Origin of the sequence: Streptomyces colwelliae (assembly GCF_048158785.1) — a bacterium.
GTDB lineage: Bacteria > Actinomycetota > Actinomycetes > Streptomycetales > Streptomycetaceae > Streptomyces.
Map to the genome: position 1 here is coordinate 1 of NZ_JBLTJC010000750.1, position 1,774 is coordinate 1,774.

2 protein-coding genes are annotated in these 1,774 nt (G+C 66.4%); both read right to left on the reverse strand.

The window, feature by feature from the left end:
- Positions 1 to 347 precede the first annotated feature (347 nt).
- Positions 348 to 776 (reverse strand): S66 peptidase family protein, encoded by a 429-nt coding sequence (locus ACNFOC_RS53960; protein WP_416966253.1) that lies wholly within the window; start codon positions 774 to 776, stop codon positions 348 to 350.
- Between the two features lie 279 nt (positions 777 to 1,055).
- On the reverse strand, positions 1,056 to 1,774 hold a 719-nt coding region (locus tag ACNFOC_RS53965; RefSeq protein ID WP_416966254.1), incomplete at its 5' end, for a hypothetical protein.

Here is a 1,774-nt window from a genome sequence, read left to right on the forward strand (position 1 = left end):
CCCTCAACCTCACCCCCCACCCTTGGCCCCCCACCACCAACGAGAGCAGCAGCGGAGGCGGGACGGGAGACAACGAGGCGGATGGAACCCGCGCAGACAACACAGCTCCCCAATGAAGAAGTCAAGCCGTGTGGGGGCAGTCATAAACCCCGTTGAGACCGCTGGGACTGCACGAGCGGGTGACATCTTGACCTGCACCAGACCCGTCCTACGGCGACCGCTGCTGGGCACTGATCAGCAAAAGGCTGACAGCGCCATCAACTAACCGGCCTGACCAACTCGAACCGCCGGAACGCCAGCACAGAGTCACCGACACCCCTTGGAATCGATCATCTCGGACCGGGATGTCACGGTCGCAGAGAGGCGATTCGATCGAGAATGCCAGCGTGCCGCAGTACCTGCAGATAGCTCCACACACGCGATGCGTGGCCGACTGCCTCCTCCCAGAACAGCACCGCCCCGTCGAACCGTTCGAACGCCAGCGCGTACGACGTCGCCTGCGCCAGCACGATGCGATTGAGCAGCCCCCCGACCAGCCAGCCTTCGGCGCGAACGGCACTCCAGCATTCCCACCACGCGGTAACTGTCTGCCGTCGGCGCAGATCAGCGTGAAGAGGATGCCGACCGAGGTGGTCTTGCCGGGGCCGTTCGGCCTGAGGCTCGCGAAGACCGTGCCAGCCGGGACGTGGAGTCGATGCCGTCGCGCACCGTCTTGCCCCGTAGGACGTGCGCAGTCCAGTTGCCGCGATCGCGACGTCGCTTGGCACCGACGTCATGCCGCACAGCATGCGGGCAGAGAATTCAGCGGGGCATCAAGTCGACTTCAGCGCCTTGCGGACGGCTTCAGGGGCCCACTCAGCTCGATGGCGACGCCAGTCCCCCGTGGCTGATCACGATGAGCACATCCCGCAGCACACCGCTGCCGATCAGGGCGGCGGCCTCCTCCGCGAAAGTGAGTGCCCACTCTTCTGTACGCCCTTCTCTACACGTTGTCCGGCCGGTCGACCCCGAACGGCCGCAGGCAACGTTGCGGCTGGCGGCAGCCCCCAGAGCGGTCACGCCGGAACAAGGACGGTAAGCCATTCCGCTTCACGTGGCCTGTACCCGTAGCGGTCCCACAACCCCGACACGATCGCCGGGACATGACCGGCCCCGTAGACCACGGCCACCCGGAACGGCTCGTCGCCGTGCTCCGCCCGGATCTCGCCCAGGGCGTCGAGCAACCGCTCGTCGCGCCGATCGGTCAGCGCGCGCTCCACCGGACTGTCGGCCAACATCTCCGCGCGCAGTGTCGACGGCAGATCCTCGATCTCCTGGTCCTCGTCAAGGAAGGCGCGCGGACCGCGCAGCGCGAACACCAGGCCCATCACCGGGGCCGCGACCATGAGCAGCAGGTACATCCACCGCGGCAGTGTCTTCAGCTCCGCGATCGCCTCCGCCGCCGTGACATCCGGGTTGACGACCGGTACGCCTTCCGGAATCAGCAGGTCGTCGCGCTGCTCCTGGAGGCCGTTGCGCCGCCGGCGCGGCGCGAAACGGTAGGCAAGCGTGAGGGCACTCACTCCCGCGGATTTCCCCCGGATTCCCTCAAGAACGATGAGGTCGCACTCCCTCAGCCTGAGGCGGACCTGGGAGTAGAACGTCGGCGACGCCACATGCACCATCGGGAAGATCACGAACTCAAGTGGCGTCCCCTTCCGCTGCATGGTGATCACGGCAGATCTGACGGCATACCCGGTCACCTCGATGATCTGCATGATCCCCCCCCGCGAAC

What these genes read in the sequence shown, in the direction of transcription:
- ACNFOC_RS53960 (WP_416966253.1), bottom strand. Translation starts at nt 776, where the DNA reads ATGACGTCGGTGCCAAGCGACGTCGCGATCGCGGCAACTGGACTGCGC.